We start from the raw sequence: 23,995 nt of genomic DNA on the forward strand, positions 1-23,995 counted from the left end.
GCCCGAAAATCGTGAAGTCGCACATACATGAAGGAGAGAAATGAAGAAGGCACTGATCACAGGCATCACCGGTCAAGACGGCTCCTATCTCGCGGAGTTGTTGCTGGGCAAGGGATACGAGGTCCACGGACTTATTCGTAGATCGTCCACGTTCAATACAGCTCGAATCGATCACATGTATGTGGATCCCCACACGCCGGATGCAAAACTGTTCCTTCATTACGGAGATCTCAGCGACGGGGCGCGTTTGGTCACTCTTCTCGCACAGATACGCCCGGACGAGGTCTACAACCTCGCAGCGCAGTCCCATGTACGGGTAAGTTTCGACGAGCCCGAACATACCGGTGACACGACGGGAATCGGGTCGATCAGGCTGCTCGAAGCAGTCCGGATGGCTGGTCTCGAATGCAGGTTCTACCAGGCGTCCAGCTCCGAGATGTTCGGTGCGACACCGCCTCCGCAGGACGAGCAGACTCCCTTCTATCCGCGATCGCCGTACGGTGCGGCGAAGGTGTACTCGTACTGGATCACCAAGAACTACCGCGAGGCGTACGGGATCTTTGCCGTGAACGGAATTCTGTTCAACCACGAATCTCCGCGGCGAGGCGAAACATTCGTAACTCGCAAGATCACGCGAGCGGTGGCGCGGATCAAGGCCGGCCTGGAAAACGATTTGTACATGGGTAATCTCGATGCAATCCGCGACTGGGGCTACGCGCCGGAGTACGTGGAGGGAATGTGGAGGATGCTTCAGGCCGACGAGCCGGACGATTACGTGCTCGCGACAGGCGGTAACTACTCGGTCAAGGATTTCCTGACGGTGGCCTTCGAGCACGCGGGTCTGAACTGGGAAGATCATGTGCGCTTCGACGAGCGCTATCTGCGGCCGACGGAAGTAGACGCGTTGATCGGAGATGCAGGTAAGGCGGAGCAGAAGCTCGGCTGGAAGGCGACTGTACATACCCCCGAGCTGGCTCGAATCATGGTCGATGCGGACGTAGAGGCTCTGAAGTGTGAGGGCAAGCCCTGGATCGACCGCCCGAACCTGGTGGATTGGGAGCATGCCCGATGACGGGGGAGTACGCGCAGAAGTCCCTCGATCGGAACGATGCGGTGTACGTCGCGGGCCATCGTGGACTCGTGGGTTCAGCGATCTGGCGTCGTTTGGAGGCCGACGGTTTCAATCGCCTTGTCGGTCGCACGTCCGCCGAACTCGATCTTCGCGACCGCGGTGCCGTGTTCGAGTTCTTCGCCGCCGAGAGGCCGAAGAACGTGGTCCTCGCGGCAGCCAAGGTGGGCGGGATACTGGCGAACAGCACACTGCCGGTGGACTTCATCTCCGACAACCTTCGCATCCAGGTGAACGTGATGGACGCGGCGGCCGAGTTCGACGTAGATCGCCTGCTGTTCCTCGGATCATCCTGCATCTACCCGAAATTCGCTCCTCAACCGATTCGCGAAGAATATTTGCTGACCGGTCATTTGGAACCGACGAACGATGCATATGCCATCGCCAAGATCGCGGGAATCCTGCAGGTACAGGCTGTTCGAAAGCAGTTCGGGCGTCCGTGGATCTCCGCGATGCCGACCAATCTCTACGGCCCGGGTGACAACTTCTCTGCCAAGGGCTCTCATGTGCTGCCAGCCCTCATCAGACGCTTCGACGACGCGCGCCGTGATGGAGCTGCTTCAGTCGTGAACTGGGGCAGCGGGACGCCGAGGCGCGAGTTTCTCCACGTCGACGACATGGCGGATGCCTGCCTTCATTTGCTCGACCACTATGACGGAGCAGAACACGTCAATGTTGGTACAGGCGAGGACCAGAGCATCGCGGAGATCTCTGCGATCGTGGCGGACGAGATCGGGTTCGACGGCGAGATCGAATGGGATCATTCGAAACCTGACGGGACGCCGCGGAAGTTGCTTGACATCGGGAAGCTTCGAGATTTGGGGTGGCAGCCCAAGATTGATCTTCGTGCGGGGATCGCATCGACCGTGGAGTGGTATCGACAGAACGTCGATTCGATCAGGACATGAAGTACTACAGCATTATTCGACGTAAACTCGACTTCGACAGGCAGACATCGTTATGACTTCTCGTATTGCGGTATTCGGCACAGGCTACCTCGGGGCGACACACGCAGCTTGCATGGCCGAGTTGGGTCACGAGGTTCTCGGGGTGGATGTTGATCCGAACAAGCTCGCTATGCTCGAAGCTGGGGAGGTTCCTTTCTACGAACCGGGACTCGAGGAAGTACTGCGCCGCAACATAGCCGCGGGACGTCTTCGATTCACGGCTTCCTACGAGGAGGCCGCAGAGTTCGCCGACATCCACTTCCTCGGCGTCGGTACGCCGCAGAAGAAGGGGGAGTTCGCGGCCGACATGCGTTTTGTCGATTCGGTGATCGAGACACTCGCACCCCTCTTGACCAGGCCGACCGTAATCTTCGGGAAATCAACTGTGCCAGTCGGTACAGCAGAGCGATTGGGTGCGCGGGCACGGGAACTGGCGCCTGCCGGACAAGACGTGGAGGTGGCGTGGAACCCGGAATTTCTCCGGGAAGGCTACGCGGTGAAAGACACGCTTCACCCGGACCGGCTTGTGCTCGGGGTCGACCGCAATCGACCCGGACGTGCGGAATCGATTGCGCGTGAAGTGTACGAGCAACTCTTGAACGAAGGTATTCCCTTTGTTGTGACCGACCTTGCGACTTCGGAGTTGGTCAAAGCATCAGCCAATGCATTTCTGGCAACGAAGATCTCGTTCATCAATGCGATCTCGGAGGTGTGCGAGGCTTCAGGTGCGGATGTGACCGTTCTTGCCGATGCCATCGGCCATGACGAGAGAATTGGTAGGCGATTCCTCAACGCCGGAATCGGTTTCGGTGGGGGCTGCTTACCGAAGGACATCCGTGCTTTCATGGCACGTGCTGGTGAGCTGGGAGCAGATCAAGCACTCACATTCCTACGCGAAGTCGACAATATCAACATGCGTCGTCGTACTCGGATGGTCGAACTGGCTCGAGAAGCGTGTGGTTCTCTACTCGGAGCCAATGTGGCGGTTCTCGGTGCAGCCTTCAAGCCTGACTCCGACGACGTGCGCGACTCACCTGCGCTGAACGTTGCCGGGCAGATTCAGCTGCAAGGCGCTGCCGTCAATGTCTATGACCCGAAGGCGATGGGAAACTCGAAGGCGTTGTTCCCCACCCTCACTTACACTTCGAGCGCACTTGAAGCGTGTGCAGGCGCTGATGTCGTCTTGGTTCTGACCGAGTGGGCCGAGTTTCGAAAGTTGTTGCCGTCGGACCTCGAACCTGTCGTCCGCAAGAAGGTCATCATCGACGGACGTAACTGTCTGGAACCGACCACCTGGCGCGACGCAGGGTGGACCTACCGAGGTCTCGGAAGGCCGTAAACCGGTGAAACCTTCACGGAGGGTGGGTGTTGTAGGCATCGAGGGGAAGTGGCCGTGTGCCCGGGACCAAAGTCCGTCAGCGAGCGAGCTGTGGCCGGGGGAGATGCTGGGATAGCCGCTCGTGCATCACAGGGTGAGGGGCATGTTGCCTTGTTCGGTTGGTATGCATCAACTTCCGGCGGCAAGTTGCGTAGTTGGTCGTCGACGGACGTTGGTCCTACGGCCCGCTGTGGTATGTGACCCTTTCATGGTCGGCACAGTCGACTGACGATGTCTAGGAAGTTTCGAGGCTCCGTTGCGGTGGTGAAAAGACCAATGACGCAGTAGAGTTCAGCCTGGCTGCACGTTGTGTCTGCTCTGCGCGATGTGTGAGTGGGCCCGATGTCAGTGTCGCGGGTTTGTCAGTGTCGCGTGTTCGCCACTTCCCGATCATGCATCGGCCAGGAAGTGAGATGTGTGAGATGCCGTGAAGGCCTCTCCCCCCTGGCTGTTTCGGCAAATACCTCGCGCTGTGACGCAGGGACACGCGATAGAAGATTGGCTGCCTCGTTCAGCCTGCATTGAGTGCAGCGGCTCGACAGCGGCTGTCGATTACTACTCGAAGACGTGATACGTGTTCGAGCCGAAGGAGATTCGACGATGGATGTACGGGACTACCTGAAGATTTTGCAGGCACGGTGGAAGATAGTCGCTGTCGTCACTGTGGTCGTGATCTTGGGCGCATTGGGCGCCTCGTTGATTGCCACGCCGATCTACCAGGCTTCCACGCGCCTGTTCGTGTCGACTTCTACCGGAACAACCGTGAACGAGGCTTACCAAGGTAACCAGCTCTCACAGCAGTTGGTCACTTCCTACGCCAAGCTCCTTACCGGCGAGACACTGGCACAGAGAACGATCGATTCAGTCGGGCCCGATCGACTCGGCGGGCTTTCCGCTGCGGAGATTTCGTCCAAGGTGACCGCCACATCGGCGCCGGATACAGTACTGCTCGATTTGAGCGTGCAAGATGCGTCGCCTGAACTGGCACGTGAAATCGCAAATGCGCTCTCGGACGAGTTTGTCGTGATGGTCAAAGATCTGGGTACGCCCGCAAATGGTGGCACAGCACCTGCGCGCGTCGTTGTCGAACAGCGAGCACAAACTCCCGCGGAACCGGTGTCGCCGAAGACTTCGCGGAACGTGGCGCTCGGTGCCGCGATCGGGCTTCTGCTGGGGATCGGGTTGGCTGTGGTGCGTGATCGCCTGGACAACACCGTCAAAGAGCGCAAGGTGGTCGAAGACATCGCCGGCGCGGCGATGGTGGGAACAATTCCGTTCGACAAGGAACGCGAAGTTCATCAAGCGATCAACTTCCACGAGGGCAACTCCGCAAGTGCCGAGGCGTACCGCGAGCTGCGAACCAATCTGCAGTTCCTGGCCGTGGATCGCCCACCGAGTGTCATCGTCGTTACGAGTTCTCTTCCCTCCGAGGGAAAGACCACGACTGCGGTGAACATCGCACTCGTGTTGGCCGAGGCAGGCAAGAAGGTGTGTCTCGTCGAAGGTGACCTCCGTAAGCCTCGCGTTTCGAAGTATCTGGGACTTATCGGAAGCGTTGGTCTGAGCTCGGTCCTGGCCGGGCAAGCAGATCTCGACGACGTACTTCAAGTCACGAGCAATGCTGACCTGACGGTTCTTGCCTCAGGTCCGATTCCCCCGAACCCGAGCGAACTTCTGGGCACTGACACTGCCCATGCGGTCTTTACCGATCTCCGCAGAAGGTTCGACTACGTCATCATCGACGCCTCGCCGTTGCTTCCGGTTACGGATGCTGCAGTTCTTTCAGCGCTGGCGGACGGTGCGCTAGTGATTGCTCGTCACGGCACGACGAAGAGGGAACAGCTGAGCAGGGCGGTCGGCAATCTCCACAGTGTGGGCGCGACGATTCTCGGTACTGTCATCACGATGACCCCGCTGAACGGTCGTGGTGTCTACGAGTACAAGTACTACTACGATTCCGATCCGGTTGTCGCTGACGTGGCCGTGGAAGGGTCCGTGGACAGCAATCCAGTCGGCGAACGAAAGGTCACGTCGACAGTCATCTGACCTGGTCGTACTTTAAAATCCCGACGCCTCATAGGGCCCTCGAGCAATGCTCGGGGGCCCTTCTCTGTGTGGTGAATCGGACGCAATCTCTAGTCGGGTCGTCTGAGTCTGCGACGCGCACTGCCGGAATGCAGGTTCATCGGCCGTCGCAGTAATCGGGTAGGCACGGGCATGCGGGATGTGACGCTGCGGTCTCAGCTGTCCCTGCTTGACCGGTGCCTCTATGACTGTCGATCTGGTTGCGACCGACGAGGCCTTGTGGGCGTCTTGGTTGGAATCGCGTAGCGAGTGTGGCGGACCGCAGGCGGACCAGCCCGATTCGGCCTCGAGAGTTTCGCAACGCCTAGATGTCGATCTGGCATCCCTCGATGGATTTGGACAGTGGGTGCGGGGGTTGTCGGCCAGCTGCGACTCAGCATGAACGAGTTCTTGGCCGACGTCGGTGGTCATATCGGCCACGGGGTCCGTCGGTCGGAGCGCCAGAAAGGGATAGCGGCGACTGCTCTGGGTGAGGTGCTCGCGTATGTCGGCGACCCGGTGGGGCTCAGTCGCGTCCTGGTTACCTGCGACGAAAGGAACCCCGTTTCGCGTAAGGCAATCGAAGCGTGCGGGGGTTTACTCGAGAGCGTGCGCCCAGCTGATCAGTTGTCCCGCAATGTCGGTTGTTCGAGAGACACGCTCCGCTACTGGGTGCGAACGAGCGTGTCGAGCGTCCGTTGACCCTACACGGCCACACACGCTTGCCATGGCCATGGCCATGGCCATAGCCATCGGTAGCAGTCGCCCGCTTTGCAGCCGAACGGCTGCGCAACTCGCATGTCCCTAATTAGGCTGTGCTGCAACTATTTCAGGACCTCACAGGCGATCGCTGGCGGTCCACACTCCTCCTTTTGCATGTCTGAATTCTCGGTGTCGCCCGATCGTAGGTTCGCGCAATGCCGGCCAGGAGTAGGTAAGACGCCCAGGGGCGAAGTGTCGACAATCGTCCAGGGCTGAGTCGACGCTGAGCGCATCAAAGTATGGATTGCAGAGTGTTTACCAACCGCGTGCTGGTTTTCGTCCAAACGCGGAGCCCAAATGGGCTAGGCGATGAAAACTATAGGTACGCAATGGTAATGGTGAGCAATGTTCACTCCTTCTTGTCGGAGGGTGAATAACTGACGTCAATGCTGGCGTCGGGAAGAACTTCGGAAAGCGCTATTGCCACGCTGTCCGGAATGTGGCAAACTCCTCACTGGTACTGACCAGCTAGCCGAAGGGTTGCCAAGATGTGAGTCCTGGCAATATCGAGGCCGGCGACGTCAGCGGGCGAGGAGAAATCGCCGATCGTCCTGTGTTTGGGTTGTTAGTGGACTCTGCTTCAATCACGGGGTGTGAGCTGCGGCAATGCCGCAATAATCGACAGTTGGGCCGAGGCCTGACAATAGTCGCCGGGTTAACTGCAAGGCGCACGTAATGCGACCATACGCACTGAACGCAGCAATGCGGAGCAGTTGCTTCGCTGTCGAAGTTTCGGGAATCGGCAAGGCGGTCCGATGGACCTCGGCCGGTGAACATCTTCGGGCCGAATTCTGTGCATGGGGAAAGGTTTCTGAACACATGACGGTTCTCGAGATGGCCGCGCCCACGAAAGAGCGGCCACAACAACACCGACGAGTAACGCCGGAGAGGGCCGGTGGAGTTTCCGCACGCAGGAAATGGCAATCTGCGTATCTTCGTCGTCTGGCGATCACCGACACGATCATCGTTGCGGCAGTTGTGTTTCTGGCTCAATGGTGGCGATTCGGTAGCGACGCGGATGTCGTCGACGGTGAAGCATTCGGCCATTTCAGCTACACCGCACTGTCTTTCGCCCTGATTGTCGGCTGGTTTGCCGTACTGAGGGTATTTCGGACCAGATCTCCTCGCGTGATCGGAAGCGGCCCTGAAGAGTACCGATTGATCGCTGTCGGAACGCTCCGCCTGTTCGGACTGATTGCGATCGCCAGCCTTCTCCTTCACCTGGAGATCGCGCGCCTGTACCTTGCCGTGGCGTTTCCGATGGGATTGACCGCCTTGATCGCGAGTCGTTGGATCTGGCGACGGGTGATTGCTCGTGAGCGAGCCCGAGGTGAATTTCGAACTGCCGTACTTGTGGTCGGTGTGCGAGGGGCGGTTGTCGATCTTGCACGCAACCTCGAGCGCGACGATGCCCATGGATACCGAGTTGTCGGAGTCTGCGTACCCGGCTACGGAGGAGACGTGGGCGAAGTTGTCACAGTGAACGGTCGGGACATTCCGGTGCTCGGAGACGAGCACAGTGTCACCGACGCACTCGAACAGGTCGGTGCCGACACGGTGGCGGTGACGGCGTCGGAGCGACTCGGACCGGAAGGGCTGCGCAAGCTGGCCTGGGATCTCGAGCGCGATCATGTGGACCTTGTTGTCGCACCGGGGATTCTGGATGTGTCCGGGCCGAGGCTCTCGATGCGCCCGGTCGCAGGATTTCCGCTGATTCATGTCGAGCGTCCGCGCTATCACGGCGCACAGAAGTTCTCGAAGACGACCTTCGACGTTGCTTTCGCGGCGCTCGTGCTGGCCGTGATCAGTCCGGTGCTTCTGGCGGCTGCGATCGCCGTCAAGCTCACGAGCAAGGGGCCGGTTCTGTACAAGTCCGAGCGGATGGGGTTGGACGGTCAGCCGTTCCCCATGCTCAAGTTCCGCTCGATGGTCCAGAATGCGGATTCACAGGTCACGGCGCTGATGAAGGAGAACGAAGGCGCCGGAGTGCTTTTCAAGATGCGAGACGATCCGCGTGTGACGACGGTCGGTCGATTCATGCGCCGATACTCGATCGACGAGTTGCCCCAGTTCGTCAATGTCCTCCGGCGTGAGATGAGCGTTGTAGGCCCGCGGCCACCGCTTCGGCGCGAGGTCGAGATGTACGACGGTGCGGTCAGTCGTCGGCTACTGGTCAAGCCCGGTGTCACCGGCCTGTGGCAGGTCAGCGGACGTTCTGATCTTTCGTGGGAAGACACTGTCCGCCTGGATCTTTCCTACGTCGACAACTGGTCGATGATGGGTGACGTCATGATCGTCGCGAAGACGCTCAAGGCGGTGGTGGGAAGTGATGGCGCCTACTGACAAGAAGGCGGTACCGGCGCCTTGCGAAAATGAGGCACCGAACAATCCGCTGATCTTGCGAACGGCATTGGTGATCGCGGTCATCGGCGCGAGCGGAGCCTTTCAGGCGTACACGCAGAGGACAGCGCTCGGATCGTTGCTCGTACACGGTTCGGCCGTTCTTTCGGCGACACTTGCGTTGGTCTACTTCCTCGACCGGCGATACTCACGCAATACGACGTGGCCTGCCTTCACACTTATGATCTCGGCCGGCGTCCCGGCAACCAGCTGGTACTGGTCGACACTGCCCCGGAACTCCGCCGTCGCCGGCATCGTCGTCGTGTGCCTGGCGATCACGGGAATCATCGTCGCCCGTGAGTTGACCTTCGCGGTGCGAGTGCGGACTGTTGCCCTCACCTTGCTGGTACTTCTCATGCTGTCGCTGATGGTCGTGTTCCTCGATCCTTCGACTGGCATCGACGTGGACACCCGCGCCGTTGCTTATCGCGGAATCTTCACGCACAAGAACACTTTGGGACGAATGGCTGCCATCGAAGTTGTACTTGTCGGTGTCATGCTCATGCTTCCCGACGTCAAGCGTATTCCGTGGGTGGCGGCGATGGCTGTCGCCGGCATCGTGTTGTTCGGGGCCCGGAGCCAGACCGGTCTCGTCGCTGCGGGGATTGCGCTGGCGACAATGCTTGCTCTGAGGTGCTTTCGACGGACACCGAACGCTCACCTCGCCTCGACTGTGATCATCGGCCTGTACCTCGGGGTGTCCGGCGCGATGAAGGTGCTCGGACCCGATGTCGCGGCGCTACTCTCGCGAGATGTCACGCTGACCGGCCGGTTACATCTCTGGACGGTATCCGACTACTACGCCGAACAGCGGCCTCTGCTCGGATGGGGCTTCGGCTCGGTGTGGGCGCCGGACAGTGCAGTGGGGCAGATGATTCGGTCAAAGCTGTCCTTTCCGGCGACCAGCGCACACAACGGAATGCTCGACATTCGGCTGCAGATCGGTTGGATCGGATTCCTGCTGCTGTTGGCCGGCTATTACCTGCTTCTGAGCACGGCGCTCGGGCGAGCCCGCAGCAGAACGGAGTACATCGCCGTCGTCGCGATCATGGTTCTCGTCTTCTCGATGGACTTGACGGAGTCGACGCTCTTCTTCGGCGCCATGTGGCTGATCGCATGGGTCTTCCTGGCGCCGTACGGACCCTCGACCCACCGCTCCCACAGTGCGGGGAACGCCGAGTTGTCGATCCGTGGCGTTCGTGCCGACAAGAACGACGCGTACAGGTTCGCTCCGGAGCGAAGAGGAGGTCACTGAGATGTACAAGTCGTTCGATGTAGCGCGTTCGAAGCCTGAAGTGAACCCGACGTCCGCCGGTGGATTCACGCCGCCGAAAGCCTTGATGTTCCATGCGATCTATCGGAATCCGGGTGGTGAGGAGCAGAGCTTCGCCAACGAATCCAAGCTCCTGAAATCGATCGGATACGAGACGGTTCAGTGCACCACCGAGAATTCCAAGATCTCCCGGGGACCGTGGGCGGCAGTCACCGCAGTGTTCAGTCCTCGCGTACTAGTCGATGCGTTGCGCATCATCCGTTCGGAGCGCCCCGACGTCATCTACGTGAACAATCTCTGGCCGGCGTTCTCGGCTTCGTTGCTCGTGGCCGCAAGAGCCGCCGCAATTCCTACGTTGCAGGCGGTTCGGAACTATCGCCTCGCCACACCGTCAGCCAAGTTGCGCGCAGATGGCACGTGCACCGAATGCGGTTCCACCAAATACTTCACGAGTTGTGTCCGCAACGGATGCTACGGAAACAGCCGACTGCAGAGCCTTGTCTGCTACCTGAGCGCTACGGCGGTCAAGCTGAGCGTCTTTGGGTGGAAGCAGCACAGGTTCGTCGCAACGAGCGCGATGACAGCACGTCTGGTCGAAGGACGACTGATCAGTTCTGGCCGCGTCGTGGTTCGTCCGAACTTCGGATTCGAAGAAAATGAACCCGAGTTTCGGAGCACTGATTCGGTTGTGTGCGTCAGCCGACTGACACCGGAGAAGGGCGTCCTGGATTTGGTGCGCAACTGGCCGCAGGGCGCTGGAAGTACCTCGCTCACAGTTCTCGGTGACGGACCGCAGTACGGCGAGATCTCCAGCATAAGCGCAGCTCTCGACAACGTCACGCTGGCCGGATTCACTTCGCACGAAGATGTGATCGAGATACTTCGCGACAGTGCGGCGTCCGTGGTGCCGTCTCAATGGGCAGAACCGTTCGGACGCGTTGCGATCGAATCGATGTCGGTTGGCACCCCGGTCATCTACGCAACCAACGGTGCACTCGCGGACATCGTCGGACCGGGCGGAACGCCTCTCCATACCTTGGAAGAGTCGTCGATACGCGAGGCCCTCGATCGAATCTTCGGAGCGGACGATCGATCGGCGATACGCAGATCCGCTTATCGTCACTACTCGAATCGCTTCACATCGCACAAAGCGGCGACGTCGATGCGTGAGCTCATCGACGAGGTGAGATCGTGAAAGATCGCACTCGGCATGTGACATTCATGGCCGATCAAGGGCTTTCGAGCGTCCTCACTTTTGTCGTTCTCACCTCGGTGGCACGACTCGGTGGTCCGATCGAAGTCGGCCAGGTTGCCGTGATTCAATCGGCGGGTCTGTTGGCACTGGCACTGGGGAGAGCGATCGGCGTCGACGTCTGGCTGTCGCGAGGGGCGGGGTCTGACGAGCGTGGACCGGCGTTGGCGCCCACGATCGTGCTGGCGGCGGTATCGGTGACATCGGTGTGGGCACTGTTCGTGATCGCCGGCTCGGACTCGATGGATCTCACGGTATACGCCTTGGCTGCAGCTGGTTTCGTGGTGTTGGACGTGATACGCACGATGCTGATGCACGACGGTGCGAGTTGGATCTCTGTGTCGATACAGATCGTGACACTCTCGTTCGTCCTTATTGCAGCTTTCCTGGTCGAAAATCTGACACTTGCACTCGTGACCTATACGGTCGGTGTCTTCGTCGCGCTCGCTCTCGGTCACGCATCCATGCGTCTGGTACCGCCGGTGCCGTCGATCAGGTACTCGCGCACTCACCGATATAGATCCGTGCCGTTTGCGATCGAGATATTGATGGGATCAGCTGCGCAGCAGGCGATGTTCTTGATACTCACTGTGGTGGCGTCGATCTCGATGATCGGTGAGATCAGAACTGCCCAGACACTGCTCGGTCCGCTGTCCTTGATGTTCGCGGGCATCTCGCCAATTCTGATGCGTAAGTTCGGCAGTGGTGTCGAAGCGATGAGCCCGAGCGAGTGCATGGCACTCGGCCGCCGAGTGGGCTTGCAGATCTTCTGGGTTTCGATCATCTGCGTTTCGCTGATCTGTCTCACGCTCGAGATTCGATTCTTGGGAGTGCGATTGATGGATCATCTGGTCGGGCCGCACTTTCCGAACTTGATACCGGTCATTCTGCTGTGCGGGTTGGCGGTGGCGTTCAACGGGATTCTGCTGGGAGTCGGCACGTCGATCCGCGTCGTGGACAAGACGGGAAACCTCAACAGATTTCGCGCCTTGCTGTTACCTCTGCAGTTTCTGATCGTTCTCGGGGCGGGACTGACCGACAGTGCCGTACCCGTCGCAGGAGCATTGGCCGCGTCGGCGTGCGTCAGCGCGAGCGTCGCACTTCTGGTTTCGATGAACCGTGACGCCCGACCGAAAGTTGACCTCTCATGAAGAATCCCAGCGGCGTCGTAGTGGCGATTCTGACCTTCCGTCGTGAATCGGAACTGGCTGTCTGCATCGACAGCGTCCGGGCATCGATCCAGGCTTCCGGTGCCTCCGCCCAGGTCGTAGTAGGCGACAACGATCCGGAATCCACCACGCCGACGTATGTTGCCGACGGGATCGAACGACTGCATCTCGGATTCGGCGGGGTATCTCCGGCGCGACGTGCGCTCGTCGATCTCGCCCGTGCACGAGATCGTCGTTACATCGTCTTCGTCGACGACGACGAGTACGTCGATGTCGACTGGCTGTCGAATCTCCTCACCTGCGCAGCAGATTTCGACGCAGGTGCTGTGGCCGGTCCTGTGATTCCGGTGGGTCCGCCTGCCTCGGAACTTCCATTGCACACTCGCGTTCGCCATTCGACCGGCACCCCGGTTGCGTCTGCAGGCGCTGGAAATCTGTTGTTGGACCTGAAGGCTTTGAACGGCTTGAACTTCAGTGACGACTGGGATCTACCTGGCGGCGAGGACACCGAGTTCACGCTCAGGATGAGCGCCGGCGGTGTCCGGTTGTTGTGGTGCGACGAGGCGCTTGCGTACGAACCCGTAGGCGAGGATCGGCGTCGGGATTCCTGGCTCTTCGCCCGGTATGTCAACAACGGACGAATCCTCGCGGTCTGTCAGGGACAGCTCGAGCTGCCACTGTTGGCGGCTCAGAGTGCCAAACGCGCTCTGCTCGTACTCGCGTCGGCGACGTTGATCCCCGCTGCCTTGATCAGTCCACGGATCAAGCGCGTGGTTCTCGACAACGGTGCACGCAACATCGGTTGGTTCTCAGAGCGATTCAGCCGCAGCGATTCTCGGACGCCGCGCGCACAGAGGCTGGTGGTAGCGCGATGACACGGTTGTTGATGACGGCATACGCCTGCGATCCGAATCAGGGGAGTGAATCCGGTGCGGGTTGGGCGCTTCTCTCGGCGGCTTCCGAACTGTGTGAGTCGATCACGGTGGTGACTCGCTCCGGTGAGGCTCCCGCATTGGAATCAGAGTGTGAACAGCTCGGTTGCGAGGTTCGTGTCGTGCGAATAGCGACTTTGCCCGCGGAAGAAGCCGGATCGTACGGTCGATACCTCCGATGGCTCTGGCACACTTCACTGTTCGTTCGGCGTGAAGCGGCAAACTTCGACGTCCTGCATCATGCAACGTTCGCCTCCGACTGGTTGCCCCCACCGGTGCTGTTCGGTGGAGCCGGCGGAGTACGACTGGTATGGGGGCCTGCCGGGGGCAACACCTACCCGCCGATGCCGCTCGCCAGGCGCATCGGTATGCGGTACCTGGCAACCACGGCAGGTCGGACCTGCTCCACGAAAGCCGTTCGGTCACTGACACACATCTTCATGTCCGGACGAGTCGACACTTTCATCGCGATGAACTCCGACAGCGGACGAGGCGCACCGCGGGCACGCAATGTCGTCGTCCAACCCAATTGTGTTCTGGACTACGACGGAATCGAGAAGCAAGCGGTACCCAGACCGAAACGAAGACTCTTGTTCGTAGGAAGACTGTTGCAATACAAAGGAATCGACCTGATTCTGGATGCGCTCGAGCAGCTGGGCACCGATTGGTCCATGACCTTTGTCGGGGAGGGACCCGCCCGCGGGCGGATCGAGAAGTCGCTTCCGTATCGGCGCGGTCAGGTCACGCTTCGCGGATGGCGCGACAGATCGGAAGTGGTAAGCGAGATGGGGGCCTCCTCCGCTCTGCTCTTCCCGAGCATGCACGATTCGGGCGGCTGGGTGGCGGCCGAAGCGGCTGCGGTGGGCCTGCCGGTGGTCTGTTTGGATCTCGGCGGTGTGCCGACACTGGCAGGTAGGAACGCCGTGACGATCCAGGTTGCTCCGGCGTCGACTCTCTCCTCTCGTATCGCTCGATCGATTGTCGAGACCGAGCTTTCTTTCTTTGAACCGCAGCGTGATTGGACTCGATCTCGGTTGACATCAGTCTTGTCATGCAGCTACGGCCAGTGCAATGAACGTCGACAAACAAACTCGAAGAAGTGGTGAGACAGATGAGCAGTCCGTTCGAGGTCATCGAGGTGGGTGGCATTCCGTTTGCCGCGACCAATCTCGAGGGAGCTACCGATTGGGTAGTCAACGACAGACGAGAGGGAGCCGGAACCGGAGTCTCCGTGAGGTTGTCGAATTCCTACTGCGTGTCGGCGGCGCACAGTGATCGCGACTACTCCGCGGTTTTGAAGGGTCCCGGTGTGAACTTCGCAGACGGAACCCCGGTCAGCTGGGTGATGCGCCTGATCGGCGGCACCGCCGATCACGTCGGTGTTCGACCAGTCCGGGGTCCGTCGTTCTTCGAGGCCACCCTGGACAAGGGACGCCGCTACAGCCTTCGTCACCATTTTGTCGGCACGACAGAAGAGACGTTGAATCTCTTGACGGATCGAGTCGAGGAGTTATACCCGGGAATCAAGGTGGCCGGCACATATGCCCCGCCGTTTGCCGCGTTCAGCGAGGAGTTCGTCGACGACATCATCACGAAGGTCGATCCGACGTCACCGGACATCGTGTGGGTCGGTCTGGGTGCGCCGAAGCAGGACTTTGTCACGAAGGCGATAGCGGATCGAACCGACTACGTGGCCGTCGGTGTCGGCGCGGCCTTCGACTTCTTGGCCGGAACTGTTTCGGAGGCGCCATCTTTCGTCCAGAACTCGGGTTTCGAGTGGTTGTATCGACTTGTATCCGAACCCAAACGTCTGTGGCGGCGCTACCTGTTCGGTAACTCGACATTCGTACGGCTGGCATCACGTGACATACGAAAAGTCTTCGGCCGTTTGGGGGGGACGCGCATGAGCGAGATCAAGACTGCCGAGCGATTCGGAGGACTACGGACCACAACCGTGGTTTCGCAACTATCAGGCGGGCTGTCCCGCAACGGAAGGAACGCAGGATGAAACGCGCACTGATTACCGGAATCACGGGGCAGGACGGCTCTTACCTTGCCGAGTTGCTGCTCTCCAAAGGCTACGAGGTTCACGGACTGATCCGTCGATCCTCGACGTTCAACACTTCGAGGATAAACCACATCTACGTTGACCCGCACGATGCGGATGCCCGACTTTTTCTTCACTACGGTGACCTCAGTGACGGAGCGCGCCTGGTGACACTACTCGCGCAGATCAATCCGGACGAGGTGTACAACCTCGCTGCGCAGTCTCACGTCAGGGTCAGCTTCGACGAACCCGAACACACCGGGAACACCACTGGCGTCGGGTCGATCCGACTACTCGAAGCGGTTCGGATGGCCGGACTCGACTGCCGGTTCTACCAGGCGTCGAGTTCCGAGATGTTCGGTGCCACACCGCCACCGCAGAACGAGGAGACACCGTTCTACCCACGTTCGCCCTACGGTGCAGCGAAGGTGTACTCGTACTGGATCACCAAGAACTATCGTGAGGCATACGGGATCTTCGCTGTGAACGGAATTCTGTTCAATCACGAGTCCCCCAGGCGTGGTGAGACATTCGTGACGCGGAAGATCACGCGCGCGGTCGCACGCATCCAGGCAGGTATCGAGGATCATCTGTACATGGGCAATCTCGATGCGATTCGCGACTGGGGATATGCGCCGGAGTACGTGGAGGGAATGTGGCGCATGCTGCAGGTCGACGAGCCTGAGGATTTTGTGCTCGCCACCGGTGGCAACTACTCGGTGCGCGACTTCCTGACCGTCGCGTTCGAACATGCAGGTCTGAACTGGGAAAACCACGTTCGATTCGACGAACGGTATCTTCGGCCGACCGAGGTGGACGCACTGATCGGGGATCCGAGTCATGCCGAGCGCAAACTCGGTTGGAAGGCCGGCGTGCACACACCCGAACTGGCCCGGATCATGGTCGAGGCAGACATCGAAGCGCTCGAACACGAAGGGCGGCCGTGGATCGACACTCCGGCACTTCCCGACTGGTCGGCGACGCGATGAGTGATTCATTCGCAGCGCGACCACTCGATCGAGGCGCACCGTTCTACGTGGCCGGCCACCGAGGTCTGGTCGGCTCTTCGGTGTGGCGACACCTGGAATCTGCGGGCTTCACCAGGTTGCTCGGAAAGACCTCGGCCGAACTCGATCTACGTGACCGGGAAGCTGCTTTCGATTTCTTCGCCCGCGAAAAGCCGACCAACGTGATCCTCGCAGCAGCAAAAGTTGGTGGGATTGCGGCGAACAGCACTTTCCTCGTCGACTTCCTGTCGGAGAATCTGCGCATCCAGGTGAACGTGCTCGACGCTGCCCTCGCACACGGCGTCGAGCGTCTCCTGTTCCTCGGATCATCTTGCATCTACCCGAAATTGGCACCGCAACCGATCAAGGAGGAATACCTGCTCACCGGGCATCTCGAGCCGACCAACGACGCCTATGCAATAGCAAAGATCGCGGGAATACTCCATGTCCAAGCTGCCAGGCGGCAGTATGGTCGCCCCTGGATCTCAGCTATGCCCACCAACCTGTACGGCCCGGGAGACAATTTTTCGCCGCACGGATCGCACGTACTTCCCGCACTCGTTCGGCGTTACGACGAGGCGCAGTCGTCGGCAGTCCAGTCGGTTGTCAACTGGGGGAGTGGCAATCCGCGACGTGAATTCCTGCATGTCGACGACTTGGCGTCGGCGTGTCTGCATCTGCTCGACAACTACGACGGTGCATCGCATGTCAACGTCGGAACCGGCGAGGACCACACAATTCGTGAGATCGCTTCGATAGTCGCCACGGAGGTCGGATACACCGGAGAGACGCGGTGGGACACCTCGAAGCCGGACGGAACGATGCAGAAACTGCTGGACGTGAGCATGATTCGGGAACTCGGATGGCGGCCGACAATCGGATTGCGCGAAGGAATCGCGTCGACGATCTCGTGGTACCGCGACAACATCGGTGCCGTACGTACCTGAATCGCTTTTCCCATCAACACACTTCGCACACTCTCGAGAAAGCAGATCGAGCAACATGAGCACTCGCATAGCAGTATTCGGCACGGGATACCTGGGCGCGACACACGCGGCCTGTATGGCCGAACTCGGTCACGAGGTCCTCGGAGTGGATGTCGATGCGGCAAAGCTGGAGAAACTGGCAGCAGGTGAAGTTCCGTTCTACGAGCCAGGGTTGGGCGAGGTCCTACGAAACAACATCGATCGAGGGCGACTGAAGTTCACGTCGTCGTACGAGGAAGCCGCAGAATTTGCGGACGTGTTCTTCCTCGGGGTCGGTACGCCGCAGAAAAAGGGTGAGTTCGCCGCGGACATGGTCTACGTGGATGCCGTGATCGAGACTTTGGCGCCGCTGCTCACCAAGCCCTCGGTCATCTTCGGCAAGTCCACGGTACCGGTGGGCACCGCGGAACGGCTCGGTAAGCGCGCGCGCGAACTGGCACCGATCGGTGACGGCGTCGAAGTCGCGTGGAATCCCGAGTTTCTGCGTGAAGGATTTGCCGTCCAGGACACGTTGCACCCGGACCGACTTGTGCTCGGAGTCGATCGAAATGTCCGTGGTCGAGCGGAATCTGTTGCGCGCGAAGTCTATGCAGAGCTCATCGATGCGGAGATTCCGTTTCTCGTCACGGACCTTGCGACGGCGGAGTTGGTGAAAGCGTCAGCGAACGCTTTCCTGGCCACCAAGATCTCGTTCATCAACGCCATCTCCGAAGTGTGCGAGGCTGCGGGCGCCGACGTCACAGTGCTCGCCGACGCGATCGGGCACGACGTTCGGATCGGACGTCGATTCCTCAACGCGGGAATTGGTTTCGGCGGAGGGTGTTTGCCGAAGGACATCCGTGCCTTCATGGCTCGCGCCGGTGAACTCGGTGCCGACCAAGCACTGACGTTCCTGCGCGAAGTCGACAATATCAATATGCGCCGACGTACACGCATGGTCGAACTGGCGCGGGAGGCATGCGGATCGCTTCTCGGTGCGAGAGTCGCAGTTCTGGGTGCCGCGTTCAAACCGGACTCGGACGACGTTCGTGATTCGCCGGCGCTCAACGTCGCGGGTCAGATTCAGCTCCAAGGTGCTGCAGTGAACGTGTACGACCCAAAGGCCATGGACAATTCGCGCGCGCTGTTCCCGACGCTGACCTACTCGGCAAATGCATTGGATGCCTGCGAAGGTGCCGATGTCGTCCTGGTATTGACCGAGTGGCCCGAATTCTTGAAGTTGCAGCCGTCCGATCTCGATTCGGTGGTTCGCAAGAAAGTGATCGTCGACGGGCGCAATTGCCTTTCCCTCGACGAGTGGCGAGGCGCAGGTTGGAACTACCGCGGACTGGGACGCCCGTGAGCACAGGACGTCTCGTCCGTCGCAGCTGATCTATATCGAAATGAGAAAGCCCGGTTCGCCCTCGCGGTCCGACCGGCAAAGACCGCTCAGACCCGCAGTGGACATGCGTGAGCCGAAGGAGACATCAAGATGGAAATTGTCGACTACCTGAAGATATTGCAAGCCAGATGGCGAATAGTCGCTGCTGTAACCGTGCTCGGAATCCTGGGAGCCCTCGGCGCTTCTCTTCTTTCGACGCCCGTTTACCAGGCCTCGACGAGGCTGTTCGTTTCGACGTCGGCGGGTACCTCGGTCAACGAGGCACTGCAGGGCAGTCAACTTTCACAGCAGCGAGTTCTGTCCTATACAAAACTCCTGACCGGCCGAACACTCGCACAGCGGACGATCGACGAACTGGGACCGAGGGTGGTCGGCGGGATGTCGGCTGACGAGTTGGCCTCCAAGGTCACTGCGACGTCGGCGCCCGACACTGTGTTGATCGACCTCGCAGTCAAGGACGCGTCACCGGAACTCGCACGCGAGATCGCAAACACTCTCTCATCCGAATTCGTGGCATTGGCAAAGGAACTGGAGACACCCGAGAACGGCGGAACACCGCCTGCACGTGTGGTCGTCGAACAGCAGGCTCAACAGCCGACTGTTCCGGTGTCACCCAAGACTTCGCGCAACCTCGCGCTCGGCGCAGTGGCGGGACTGGTTGTGGGGATCGCGCTTGCGTTGATTCGTGATCGACTCGACAACACGGTGAAAGATCGTCGAACTGTAGAAGAGATCGCGGGTTCGGCGATGGTGGGCACGATCCCGTTCGACAAGGACGTCGAAGTCAATCACGCGATCGCTTTCAGTGACGGAAGTTCCGTGAGTGCCGAAGCCTTCCGTGAGTTGCGCACCAACCTTCAGTTCCTCGAGGTGGACCATCCACCGCGTGTTATCGTCGTCACGAGTTCGCTTCCCTCCGAAGGTAAGACGACCACGGCCGTGAACATCGCTCTCGTCTTGGCGGAGGCCGGCAAATCAGTGTGCCTGATGGAAGGCGACCTCCGGAAGCCGCGAGTATCGAAGTATTTGGGATTGCTCGGAAGTGTCGGCGTCAGTTCGGTGCTCTCCGGTCAAGCGACGCTGGACGATGTGCTTCAGCCGACCGAGTTCGACGGGCTGACAGTGCTCGCCTCCGGACCGATCCCGCCGAACCCGAGCGAACTACTCGGCACGGACACGGCCAAACATGTTCTCGAGGAACTGCGGGCGCGATACGACTACGTCATCATCGACGCCTCGCCGTTGCTACCCGTCACGGATGCCGCGGTCCTGGCCGCGATGTCGGACGGTGCCCTGGTGATCGCCCGACACGGCTCCACGAAGTGCGATCAACTGGCGCGCGCGGTCGGAAACCTACAGAGTGTGGGTGCGCACGTCCTGGGCACTGTCATCACGATGACGCCGTCTCGCGGACGCAATGCGTACGAGTACAGCTACTACTACGAGTCGGACAAGTCGCTACCGCAGTTGACCGCGGTGCCCGCGCTCAACGCTCACCGAAGCGAAGTCGGCTGAGCAGCGGGCCGAGGAGATCGGCGATCTCGAGTCCGATCTCGTGAAACACGTTCTCTTCCTTACCCATCGGATCCATGACGTCCTCGGGTTCGGTGGCACGAAATCGGGGTCTGGCGGCGGCGAGGTCCTCGACAGTTCCTGCATCTGCGAGCGAGCCCAACCGTGCGGCTTCTCGAAGTGTGAACGTGCGCTTGAGCCGCGCCGGAGCCATCGCCAGGACTTTGTCTCGCTGACTTTCGGTCATCGTGAGAATGAGGTCGGCGTCCGACGCCAGCGCTGTTGTCATGCGTCGGGCTTGAAACTCCGTGGGGTCGCCGCCGAGCCCCGCGAGAACCCTCGCAGCAGTCGGCTCGATCGGGTGTCCGACCATCGCCCGGGTTCCGGCACTCGACGCGGTGAATCCGGTGACCCCGGCTTCGGCGGCATAAGCACGTGCAAGGCGTTCGCCCGTGGGTGATCGGCAGATGTTTCCCGTACAAACGAAGAGAACGTGCATGGCAGAAGCATAGGTTGCACACGCGACGCACTCGTCGTACGCCCGATGTTGGTTTCGCGCCCACCTGGCGTACGCGTTTCGGAAAGTTCGGACGCATACCAACAACACATGAAGATGACCGTGTTCGGAACGGGATACCTGGGGGTGACCCACGCAGTGTGTATGGCCGAACTTGGCCACGACGTGCTGGGAGTCGACATCGACCAGTCCAAGGTCGACAAGTTGTCTCGTGGGGAGGTCCCGTTCTTCGAGCCGGGTCTGACCGACATGCTGGAGAAGAATCTGGCGTCGGGTCGGCTGCAGTTCACGACTTCCTACTCCGATGCCGCGGATTTTGCGGACATCCATTTCGTCGGTGTGGGGACGCCCCAGAAGAAGGGGGAGTACGCCGCAGATCTGAGTCATGTTCATTCGGTGATCGACATGTTGGCGCCGTTGTTGCGAAAGCCTTCGCTGATAGTCGGGAAGTCGACGGTGCCGGTAGGCACGGCAGCGGCTCTCGGCGAGCGACTCCGAGCGACTGCGCCGGCGGGTGGCTCGGTAGAGGTGGCCTGGAATCCGGAGTTCCTGCGTGAAGGACACGCGATCGCGGACACCTTGAGCCCTGACCGGTTGGTTCTGGGGATCGATCGTGACCGGCCGGGAAACGCCGAAGGCGTTCTTCGCGAGGTGTATGCCGAGATACTGGACGCGGGGGTGCCCTTCCTCGTGACCGATCTGGCGACGTCCGAGTTGGTCAAAGGATCTGCGAATGCGTTTCTCGCGACCAAGGTGTCCTTCATCAATGCGATTGCGGAGGTGTGCGAGGCGACCGGGGCCGACGTCACGATGTTGGCCGACGCTCTCGGGTACGACGCTCGGATCGGTAGACGGTTCCTCAATGCGGGCTTGGGGTTCGGCGGTGGTTGCCTGCCGAAGGACATTCGGGCGTTCATGGCACGCGCCGGGGAGTTGGGTGTCGACCAGGCGCTGTACTTCCTCCGCGAGGTCGACAGCATCAACATGCGACGACGGACAAAAGCTGTGGAACTGGTGACGGCAGCCTGCGATGGCAGTTTGCTGGGAGCTAACGTGTCGGTGCTGGGAGCTGCGTTCAAGCCCGAATCCGACGATGTGCGCGATTCGCCTGCGCTCAACGTTGCAGGAATGATGCAGTTGCACGGGGCGGCGGTCACCGTTTTCGATCCGAAGGCAATGGATAATTCTCGCCGACTGTTTCCCACCCTTCACTACGCAACCTCCACGTCAGAAGCTTGCAGGAATGCTGATGTGGTCTTGATCGCCACTGAATGGGACGAGTTCGCCTCACTCGTGCCCGCCGATTTGGAACCACTCGTTCGGCGGCGGGTGATCGTTGACGCCAGAAATTGCCTCGATCCGGACCTGTGGCGCTCCGCCGGTTGGAACTATCGCGGATTGGGGCGGTAGGTCGAACGTCCAGGTAGCGAAAAAATAGCTGCGAGAAGGCCTTAGGTGAGATGCGCGAACCTCGCAGACCATGCCCAGTGGGTAGACTTCCGGCCGGGGAATGACGGGGTCTGGTGACGGAACCCGTCGACGGTCGACGAAGGTGGATCATGAACTTGGTTTTGGGTGTGACGGTGGGAGCCAGCGCTGTGCGTTTGGCGCGCCCGGGGACGCCCGACCACAGTGGTCCGGTGTTCCGATCCAGAGCGGTCGATCGAGGCCGCGAGATTCCCGAGGAAGTCGCAGCGGAGGCAACCGGCGTGGCCTTGACCGAGAATGCCGACCTCGGCAGCAATACGGTCGTCGCTTACCGGGATCAAGCGCAGGCCGGAGCACTCCAAACAGCGTTCGAACAGAAAGGCATCGACAACTTCGAGCTGGTTCCCGAAGTAGTCGCGACGCTTCGAATGCTCGAGGAGTCCGGTGCGTTGACCGACCAGAGCACACTCGTCGTCGTCGACATCGGTAGTTCTGGATCGACGATCAGCATTGTGGACAGGCAGATGCGGTCTACCGTCGTCACCGCCCGGTCGACGCGGGTCAGTGGAGATCACTTCGACGAGCTCGTCTACTCGGATCAGACCGTGCGTCGCCGTATAGCTACGCCGGCCGACCCGGGCGGCGATGCCGAACTGCAGGCGCGATGCCGACTCGCGAAGGAACAGCTGTCCTCACGAAGTGCGGTGTGCCTGCCCGGCCCCGGCGGGCTTCTCCTGCTGTCGCGGGAAGTTTTCGATTCGTTGGTCGTCACGTCGGTGGAGGCCTTCGCACGCGAGATACGAGAGGTCATCGCAACGTCCGGCCGTAACCCCGACGCGATTCTCCTGATCGGTGGCGGTGCACGCATTCCGATCGTGCGGGCGACCCTCGCCGCGTGGCTGGAGTGCCCCCTCATCGCGCCCGAGCAGCCGGAACTCGTGACTGCTCAAGGCGCTGCGCTGATCGCGGAGTCGTCGATGACGCCATCGGCGCGCGCGGTATCTGCCCCGGTTCAGGTTCCGGCTGTAGCGCCGATCTTTGCGCCGTATCCGATCCACACCCCGGCGGAGGTACCCGTTCCGGTTCAGGCGTTCAGCCACGGAGGGGTCGCAACGCTCGCGGAATCGGAGCGGCCGAATGCGTTGTCCGAAGCCGCTTCCGGCACGAAGTCCGTTCCGCAAGAACAGGTGCCGAGCCCTTACGCGGCGGAACTGCCTCAGCCGCGACCGAACCGGCACGAGCAACGATTCGATCCGGCCGCAGATCTCATGGTCGTCGACAGCGACCCGGCCACGGACGGATTCGGCACAGAACGTGACGCAGACACCGAGGCCGTGATGGTTGACGCCCAGGCGTACTCGGCGATGTACGAAGGCGAGGGACCCGGAGCAGGAACCGCACACCCGTCCTGGCTCGCCGGGACACAACCCGTTGAATCGACATCCAAAGAGCCGAGAAACCCGCTACGGTTCGCGGGCCTCGGCGCCGGTGTGATCGCGGCGATCGTGATCGTGGGGTTGGGATTGGGCTACGGAGGAAAGGTCTTCGATTCCGAGGATGCCGGACCCGTGGCAACCGAGGTGACCACGACGGCACCGACGACCACGACTACTCCGCCGCCGACGACCACAACGACCGCGCCCCCGACGACGACGGAGGAAGCCCCTCCGGTCGTCGAGGCTCCGCCAGTCGTGCAGGACACTTACGTGCCGCCCGCGCCCGCGCCCGCGCCGCCACCGCCGGCGATCTACATCCCGGGGCTTCCGCCGATTCTGTTGCCGGTTCTCCCAGCGATTCCCGGACTCTGAGGC

At 60.5% G+C, this 23,995-nt stretch carries 19 protein-coding genes; 18 read left to right on the top strand and 1 reads right to left on the bottom strand.

Annotated elements, in window-relative coordinates:
* The first annotated feature begins 40 nt into the window (after window positions 1–40).
* The 16 genes from gmd (KTR60_RS06545) to KTR60_RS06620 all read left to right on the top strand — a co-directional run bounded on the left by gmd (KTR60_RS06545) (window position 41) and on the right by KTR60_RS06620 (window position 20,242).
* Window positions 41–1,072 (top strand): GDP-mannose 4,6-dehydratase, encoded by a 1,032-nt coding sequence (gmd, locus tag KTR60_RS06545; RefSeq protein ID WP_064114234.1) that lies wholly within the window; start codon window positions 41–43, stop codon window positions 1,070–1,072.
* On the top strand, window positions 1,069–2,037 hold the full coding sequence (locus KTR60_RS06550) for a GDP-L-fucose synthase family protein (RefSeq protein WP_054187555.1): 969 nt from the start codon (window positions 1,069–1,071) through the stop codon (window positions 2,035–2,037). Before gmd (KTR60_RS06545) ends, KTR60_RS06550 begins: the two co-directional genes overlap by 4 nt.
* Before the next feature lie 52 nt (window positions 2,038–2,089).
* Window positions 2,090–3,415, top strand: coding sequence for a UDP-glucose dehydrogenase family protein (locus KTR60_RS06555; protein ID WP_007726621.1), 1,326 nt, complete (start codon window positions 2,090–2,092; stop codon window positions 3,413–3,415).
* A gap of 639 nt (window positions 3,416–4,054) precedes the next feature.
* Window positions 4,055–5,500, top strand: a complete 1,446-nt coding sequence (locus tag KTR60_RS06560) for a polysaccharide biosynthesis tyrosine autokinase (RefSeq protein ID WP_007726623.1) — start codon at window positions 4,055–4,057, stop codon at window positions 5,498–5,500.
* 381 nt (window positions 5,501–5,881) lie between these two features.
* Window positions 5,882–6,220 carry a GNAT family N-acetyltransferase gene (locus KTR60_RS06565; protein WP_228401971.1) on the top strand — a complete coding sequence of 113 codons (339 nt, stop codon included), beginning with the start codon at window positions 5,882–5,884 and terminating at the stop codon, window positions 6,218–6,220.
* A gap of 879 nt (window positions 6,221–7,099) precedes the next feature.
* A complete protein-coding gene (locus KTR60_RS06570; RefSeq protein ID WP_228401972.1) occupies window positions 7,100–8,623 on the top strand; it encodes a sugar transferase in 1,524 nt (507 codons plus the stop codon).
* Window positions 8,610–9,935 carry an O-antigen ligase family protein gene (locus KTR60_RS06575; protein ID WP_228401973.1) on the top strand — a complete coding sequence of 442 codons (1,326 nt, stop codon included), beginning with the start codon at window positions 8,610–8,612 and terminating at the stop codon, window positions 9,933–9,935. Before KTR60_RS06570 ends, KTR60_RS06575 begins: the two co-directional genes overlap by 14 nt.
* A gap of 1 nt (window position 9,936) precedes the next feature.
* Window positions 9,937–11,148, top strand: coding sequence for a glycosyltransferase family 4 protein (locus KTR60_RS06580; protein ID WP_228401974.1), 1,212 nt, complete (start codon window positions 9,937–9,939; stop codon window positions 11,146–11,148).
* Window positions 11,145–12,356 (top strand): hypothetical protein, encoded by a 1,212-nt coding sequence (locus KTR60_RS06585; protein ID WP_228401975.1) that lies wholly within the window; start codon window positions 11,145–11,147, stop codon window positions 12,354–12,356. The genes KTR60_RS06580 and KTR60_RS06585 overlap by 4 nt, the downstream gene beginning before the upstream one ends.
* A complete protein-coding gene (locus tag KTR60_RS06590; RefSeq protein ID WP_228401976.1) occupies window positions 12,353–13,249 on the top strand; it encodes a glycosyltransferase family 2 protein in 897 nt (298 codons plus the stop codon). Before KTR60_RS06585 ends, KTR60_RS06590 begins: the two co-directional genes overlap by 4 nt.
* Window positions 13,246–14,412, top strand: coding sequence for a glycosyltransferase family 4 protein (locus tag KTR60_RS06595; RefSeq protein WP_228401977.1), 1,167 nt, complete (start codon window positions 13,246–13,248; stop codon window positions 14,410–14,412). Before KTR60_RS06590 ends, KTR60_RS06595 begins: the two co-directional genes overlap by 4 nt.
* A gap of 5 nt (window positions 14,413–14,417) precedes the next feature.
* Window positions 14,418–15,314, top strand: a complete 897-nt coding sequence (locus KTR60_RS06600; RefSeq protein ID WP_228401978.1) for a WecB/TagA/CpsF family glycosyltransferase — start codon at window positions 14,418–14,420, stop codon at window positions 15,312–15,314.
* Entirely contained in the window at window positions 15,311–16,342 is a 1,032-nt protein-coding gene (gmd, locus tag KTR60_RS06605) for a GDP-mannose 4,6-dehydratase (RefSeq protein ID WP_003943655.1), read from the top strand. The genes KTR60_RS06600 and gmd (KTR60_RS06605) overlap by 4 nt, the downstream gene beginning before the upstream one ends.
* Window positions 16,339–17,307 carry a GDP-L-fucose synthase family protein gene (locus KTR60_RS06610; RefSeq protein ID WP_037131034.1) on the top strand — a complete coding sequence of 323 codons (969 nt, stop codon included), beginning with the start codon at window positions 16,339–16,341 and terminating at the stop codon, window positions 17,305–17,307. The genes gmd (KTR60_RS06605) and KTR60_RS06610 overlap by 4 nt, the downstream gene beginning before the upstream one ends.
* A gap of 55 nt (window positions 17,308–17,362) precedes the next feature.
* Window positions 17,363–18,688 (top strand): UDP-glucose dehydrogenase family protein, encoded by a 1,326-nt coding sequence (locus tag KTR60_RS06615; protein ID WP_037130986.1) that lies wholly within the window; start codon window positions 17,363–17,365, stop codon window positions 18,686–18,688.
* Between the two features lie 129 nt (window positions 18,689–18,817).
* A complete protein-coding gene (locus KTR60_RS06620; protein ID WP_064074620.1) occupies window positions 18,818–20,242 on the top strand; it encodes a polysaccharide biosynthesis tyrosine autokinase in 1,425 nt (474 codons plus the stop codon).
* On the opposite strand, the gene KTR60_RS06625 is transcribed toward KTR60_RS06620, so the two are convergent.
* Window positions 20,214–20,738 (bottom strand): protein-tyrosine-phosphatase, encoded by a 525-nt coding sequence (locus KTR60_RS06625; protein ID WP_058038968.1) that lies wholly within the window; start codon window positions 20,736–20,738, stop codon window positions 20,214–20,216. The genes KTR60_RS06620 and KTR60_RS06625 overlap by 29 nt on opposite strands.
* A 108-nt stretch (window positions 20,739–20,846) precedes the next feature.
* On the opposite strand from KTR60_RS06625, the gene KTR60_RS06630 reads away from it, so the two are divergent.
* Both KTR60_RS06630 and KTR60_RS06635 read left to right on the top strand, forming a co-directional pair.
* Window positions 20,847–22,166, top strand: a complete 1,320-nt coding sequence (locus KTR60_RS06630; protein WP_228401979.1) for a UDP-glucose dehydrogenase family protein — start codon at window positions 20,847–20,849, stop codon at window positions 22,164–22,166.
* Between the two features lie 149 nt (window positions 22,167–22,315).
* Window positions 22,316–23,992: an Hsp70 family protein gene (locus KTR60_RS06635; RefSeq protein ID WP_228401980.1), complete on the top strand. Its 1,677-nt coding sequence runs from the start codon at window positions 22,316–22,318 to the stop codon at window positions 23,990–23,992.
* The last annotated feature ends 3 nt before the right edge of the window (window positions 23,993–23,995 follow it).

The sequence above is a fragment of the Rhodococcus sp. C1 genome (assembly GCF_020809065.1).
Lineage (GTDB): Bacteria > Actinomycetota > Actinomycetes > Mycobacteriales > Mycobacteriaceae > Rhodococcus_F > Rhodococcus_F qingshengii.

Excerpts from the sequence above, each read along its gene's own strand:
- KTR60_RS06630 (WP_228401979.1), top strand. The coding sequence starts at position 20,847 with ATGAAGATGACCGTGTTCGGAACGGGATACCTGGGGGTGACCCACGCA.
- KTR60_RS06570 (WP_228401972.1), top strand. The coding sequence starts at position 7,100 with ATGACGGTTCTCGAGATGGCCGCGCCCACGAAAGAGCGGCCACAACAA.
- KTR60_RS06615 (WP_037130986.1), top strand. The coding sequence starts at position 17,363 with ATGAGCACTCGCATAGCAGTATTCGGCACGGGATACCTGGGCGCGACA.
- KTR60_RS06610 (WP_037131034.1), top strand. The coding sequence starts at position 16,339 with ATGAGTGATTCATTCGCAGCGCGACCACTCGATCGAGGCGCACCGTTC.
- KTR60_RS06580 (WP_228401974.1), top strand. The coding sequence starts at position 9,937 with ATGTACAAGTCGTTCGATGTAGCGCGTTCGAAGCCTGAAGTGAACCCG.
- KTR60_RS06555 (WP_007726621.1), top strand. The coding sequence starts at position 2,090 with ATGACTTCTCGTATTGCGGTATTCGGCACAGGCTACCTCGGGGCGACA.
- KTR60_RS06620 (WP_064074620.1), top strand. The coding sequence starts at position 18,818 with ATGGAAATTGTCGACTACCTGAAGATATTGCAAGCCAGATGGCGAATA.
- gmd (WP_064114234.1), top strand. The coding sequence starts at position 41 with ATGAAGAAGGCACTGATCACAGGCATCACCGGTCAAGACGGCTCCTAT.
- gmd (WP_003943655.1), top strand. The coding sequence starts at position 15,311 with ATGAAACGCGCACTGATTACCGGAATCACGGGGCAGGACGGCTCTTAC.
- KTR60_RS06635 (WP_228401980.1), top strand. The coding sequence starts at position 22,316 with ATGAACTTGGTTTTGGGTGTGACGGTGGGAGCCAGCGCTGTGCGTTTG.
- KTR60_RS06575 (WP_228401973.1), top strand. The coding sequence starts at position 8,610 with ATGGCGCCTACTGACAAGAAGGCGGTACCGGCGCCTTGCGAAAATGAG.
- KTR60_RS06590 (WP_228401976.1), top strand. The coding sequence starts at position 12,353 with ATGAAGAATCCCAGCGGCGTCGTAGTGGCGATTCTGACCTTCCGTCGT.
- KTR60_RS06625 (WP_058038968.1), bottom strand. The coding sequence starts at position 20,738 with ATGCACGTTCTCTTCGTTTGTACGGGAAACATCTGCCGATCACCCACG.
- KTR60_RS06550 (WP_054187555.1), top strand. The coding sequence starts at position 1,069 with ATGACGGGGGAGTACGCGCAGAAGTCCCTCGATCGGAACGATGCGGTG.
- KTR60_RS06595 (WP_228401977.1), top strand. The coding sequence starts at position 13,246 with ATGACACGGTTGTTGATGACGGCATACGCCTGCGATCCGAATCAGGGG.
- KTR60_RS06600 (WP_228401978.1), top strand. The coding sequence starts at position 14,418 with ATGAGCAGTCCGTTCGAGGTCATCGAGGTGGGTGGCATTCCGTTTGCC.
- KTR60_RS06560 (WP_007726623.1), top strand. The coding sequence starts at position 4,055 with ATGGATGTACGGGACTACCTGAAGATTTTGCAGGCACGGTGGAAGATA.